The sequence below is a fragment of the Vibrio thalassae genome (assembly GCF_900089835.1).
GTDB classification, from domain to species: Bacteria; Pseudomonadota; Gammaproteobacteria; order Enterobacterales; family Vibrionaceae; genus Vibrio; species Vibrio thalassae.
The window spans coordinates 1-4,260 of record NZ_OANU01000061.1; the positions used below are offsets into that span (position 1 = coordinate 1).

General features: G+C 44.0%; 2 protein-coding genes and 2 pseudogenes. 3 read left to right on the forward strand and 1 reads right to left on the reverse strand.

Going from position 1 to position 4,260, the window contains the following annotated elements; translation table 11 throughout:
• Positions 1-53 precede the first annotated feature (53 nt).
• Positions 54-377, reverse strand: a complete 324-nt coding sequence (locus VTH8203_RS24575) for a hypothetical protein (protein ID WP_158296158.1) — start codon at positions 375-377, stop codon at positions 54-56.
• A 388-nt stretch (positions 378-765) separates the two neighbouring features.
• Here VTH8203_RS24575 and VTH8203_RS15530 point away from each other — a divergent pair.
• The 3 genes and pseudogenes from VTH8203_RS15530 to VTH8203_RS15540 all read left to right on the forward strand — a co-directional run.
• Positions 766-1,214: pseudogene (locus VTH8203_RS15530) on the forward strand (helix-turn-helix domain-containing protein); the annotation flags it as partial.
• A gap of 134 nt (positions 1,215-1,348) precedes the next feature.
• Positions 1,349-2,962, forward strand: coding sequence for an IS1634 family transposase (locus tag VTH8203_RS15535; RefSeq protein WP_096994491.1), 1,614 nt, complete (start codon positions 1,349-1,351; stop codon positions 2,960-2,962).
• 19 nt (positions 2,963-2,981) lie between these two features.
• Positions 2,982-3,296: pseudogene (locus tag VTH8203_RS15540) on the forward strand (transposase); the annotation flags it as partial.
• Positions 3,297-4,260: the final 964 nt, after the last annotated feature.

The following is a 4,260-nucleotide window of genomic DNA, read 5'->3' on the forward strand; positions in this document are numbered from 1 at the left end:
ATCGTCGGTCTCGACGACAGTAAACGTCAACAGTTTGAGTGGATTCATCGACCTTAATCGACTGGATTGCCTGCCCCTGAATATGTAAAAGCTGAGAAAGTAACTGGGTCAAAATAGGATTCATCCATACTGACTAAAAAAGGGTTATTAGTCAGTATGGTAGAAGTCATAAGTATTGCGTTATGACTCAACAAAGCGGAGAAGAGCCCACGCCATTCATCAATAACCTCAAGCGTTTTATTGATTTCAGCTTTAGATTTTAACTCACCACCGAGCCAACGAGTGACTAGCAGCGGTGCTTTGTATAACGTAGTCCAACGCTGAACCACCTCTTCATCACTCCAAGACTCCGCGGCAGTGGTATCAACATGCAGCACTCAATGGTAGTGATTGGACATAATAGCGTATGCACATACATCAATGGCAAACACCTGGCTAAGCAATCGCATACGCTCAAAAAACCATACTCGGCGATGCTCAAAGCTTTGACCCAAGTAGGCATCGTCGCTACATAAAAAAGCACGGCGTACACACCATGAAATGCAGTGATAGTACGCCGTTTCTTGAAGAGAGATTTGAGTTAAGCGAGCTTGAGTCATCATGACCACCAGTGAGCAAACTTTAAAAATACAGAAGCAACTGACAAATAGGCACTTTCAAGAATCAACCTCAGGCTGCAAAAAGTTAAGCTGCTAAAATGCAGCTTATACCCCTTATCATTGAAGATGCTTGATTTTCAATGAAATTTGGTTCTTGCTATTCACCATGAAAATGGTACTAACTCCTGAGCAAAAGCAACAACTCGAACAGATGCACAATACTGAGCGTGATCGTCGAGTATGCGACCGTATAAAAGCTGTCTTGCTAGCTTCCGAAGGTTGGAGCCCGACTATGATCTCTCAAGCCCTTCGTATCCATGAATCTACAGTTGCTCGTCATCTTAGTGATTATGCTCTATCTGAAAAACTTAAACCTGAGAATGGCGGGAGCCAGAGTCTACTTTCTGATACTCAGACGATGCAGCTCATCGAGCATTTGACTGAGAAAACCTATTTTCATACACGTCAAATCATTACTTACGTCAAAGCTGAATTCGGTGTGAGCTACACCGTTTCTGGGATGAATAAGTGGTTACATCACCACGGTTTGCATACAAAAAGCCCAAAGGTGTACCACATAAACTAAAGCCTGAAGAGCAGCAAGCATTTATCGAGTATCCCTCATTCCGCACCTAATTCAGGATTTAAAATAGTGTGATCCAGTGATCATTTACAGAGACTAGTGCCGCAAGCCTCTTGACCGCGATCCCCAGTTTTGATCTATTACTGTTATTTAACGGTCGCTAAATATGTCTGCTCCTCAACCTGTCATTAAACGTTTAGATCACTTGGGGCTAATCGCTGCTTTCTGTCACGATGTCGGCTTACCGGGCATTATCGACCGCATCATTCCTAAACACTCCGAGCACAATGTCTCACATGGCGATGCCGTCTTAGCCATGATCTTAAATGGACTGGGCTTTCACAGTAGAACGCTGCACATGTTCTCTGACTTTTTCGAGACAAAGCCCATTGCCAAACTGCTTGTGAAAGACATTGAAGCGCATCATCTCACCGATGATGTGCTTGGCCGCACACTTGATGCTTTATATGAAGCGGATGTGTCCGCACTTTATCAAGCGATCGCAGAGCACGTTGTTGATAAGCTTGAGCTAAAAACAGACTCTGTCCATCTTGATATCACGAGCTTTCATGTCGATGGTGAATACGCTCAAGAGGAAGATACCAACGTCATTAAATTGGTAAAAGGTTACAGCAGAGACCAGCGTCCAGAACTCAACCAGGTGGTCCTTGAGCTGATTTGTGAAAACCAAGCTGGCTTACCGGTTTACATGCAGGCGCTCAGTGGCAACACCAATGATGCCAAAGCGTTTTCTGAGGTCACTAAGAAGCACATTCAGTGTTTAAAGGCGGCTCAAAATAGTCGCTATTTCATCGCCGATGCGGCGCTCTATACCGAAGATAGCATTCGTTCTCTGGATGAACATCAACAGAAGTTCATTACTCGTGTGCCACTGACGATTAAGTCCGCCAAAGAAGCGCTATTGGCTGTTGAGCCACAACAACTGTGCCGTATTGGCAATGGCTATTCAGGTTGCTGGATTGACGCAGACTATGGCTCGGTCAATCAGAAGTGGCTGTTGGTTCACAGCGAACAAGCCACCAAGCGAGAAGAGATTACGTTCTACAAAAACTTAGACAAAAATCTCACCAAAGAACTGAAAGCACTGGGCCAACTAATGAAAAAACAGTTTGCTTGCGAAGTGGATGCAGAGCAGGCCATGAATGACTTTGCTCACCAGTGTCACTTACTGGGCTTTTCACAAACAGCCATCATCAAAGAGCCAATCTATGCGGGTCGTGGTCGACCTAAAAAAGGTGCTAAGCCCACGGGTTATCACTATCTTATTGATGCAACGCCTTACACCGACCTAGAAAAAGTGAAATTGGCGAGGCTTAAGGTTGGCATGTTTATTCTTGCGACCAACGATACTGATAGCACTGACCTGACAATGGCTGCATTGCTTGAGAATTACAAATCTCAACAAAAAGTAGAGCGCGGCTTTCGCTTCTTAAAGAGCCCTGAATTCTTGACATCATCAATCTTTTTGAAGAAGCCACAACGTATTGAGGCACTGCTAATGATCATGACGCTAAGCCTTCTTGTTTACGCAAGTTTAGAGCACAAGATCCGGGAGCAGCTCACCCAGACAGAAGAGTTCTTTCCAAGCATGGTGAAAAACAAGACAACATCGAAACCGACAGCACGGTGGGTATTCCTTAAATTTGAAGGCATCGACACACTCGAACTCGGTGAACAAAGCTTTATAACGGGCATTCAGGAGCATCAAACCCGATTACTCAGGTTACTTGGTGAGCTTTACGAAGCAGTTTATTCCTAAATTGGCTGCGGAAACTCGGGAGTATTACAACGAGGTACTTAAACCCAAGGATGCGCCTGTACTTTTCATGGACGCCGTTCATCCAACTCAATCAACAAAACTTAGCTGTGGCTGGATCCGCAAGGGACAGGATAAGCTAATTGAAACGACAGGTAGCCGCACTCGAGTGAATCTAATCGGTGCTCTGTCATTGAAAAACATCAGCGTAACGATCACAGATACTTATGAAACGATAGATAGCGAGAGCATTGTTCGCTTCTTTTGGAAACTCAAGAAAGAGCATTATCCACTAGAGCAAACCGTGCATATTGTGCTTGATGGTGCAGCCTACCATATCGAGAGCTGATTAAAAATCAAAGCGTATTCTTGAAGCGCGGAAACAAAAATGGCCATGAAGACAAAGGCTAGGCTGTCTCCCTTACCCAATAGGCCAAGTTTCCTCACCTATTGGGGATAATATCCGGCACAAAAACTGTCTCCAAAACGGCTCAGCCCTGAGACAGTTTTTTTGTAGGCTACTGTATTAAGGAAGAAAAAAGGATCACAAGGATCACGCCCCAATCGGTGAGACTTATTGGGAATATACTCAAAAAAGCCATCTAGACGTCCACGTTAACAGATAAAACACCCGCTTTAAAAATAACCAATCGTGACGTATAACACTCAAAAACCTGAGTTCGAATGATGCATTTTTGCACCATTTTCAACGAGAATTTTGTCGATTTTTCAGCAAAAACAAAGAACGTTCTTAGTCCAAAAATCTATCACACCGCGATAACCTGACTCTCTATCAAGATCACAAGTCGGCGCTGAAGTGTCTTTGGGGAAATCTTGACGTCAAGGGTCTCTAGTATCTCCTGTCGTGAGAGTGGATCATTACACAACCAAAGACTTCGTTTCCTTTAGTGACTACTCACCGCCTGATAAGAGTATATAGTAAACATGTCTATTCGCGTGTGAGTGAGTGACAACTCTTTGCTGATAATGCTTCTTGTTGATGTGTACGCTTTTTTATCCCTGAAGGCTTAGCAAGGCGATGGCATCACTGCGTGAAACCATCACCCTGCCAAAAGGGTACTTAAGGGACATGGCTCTTCTCCGCTTTGTTGAGTCATAACGCAATACTTATGACTTCTACCATACTGACTAATAACCCTTTTTTAGTCAGTATGGATGAATCCTATTTTGACCCAGTTACTTTCTCAGCTTTTACATATTCAGGGGCAGGCAATCCAGTCGATTAAGGTCGATGAATCCACTCAAACTGTTGACGTTTACTGTCGTCGAGACCGACGATT

Bases quoted from the DNA above. Each gene is read 5' to 3' on its own strand.
- VTH8203_RS15535 (WP_096994491.1), top strand. From the start codon at position 1,349: ATGTCTGCTCCTCAACCTGTCATTAAACGTTTAGATCACTTGGGGCTA.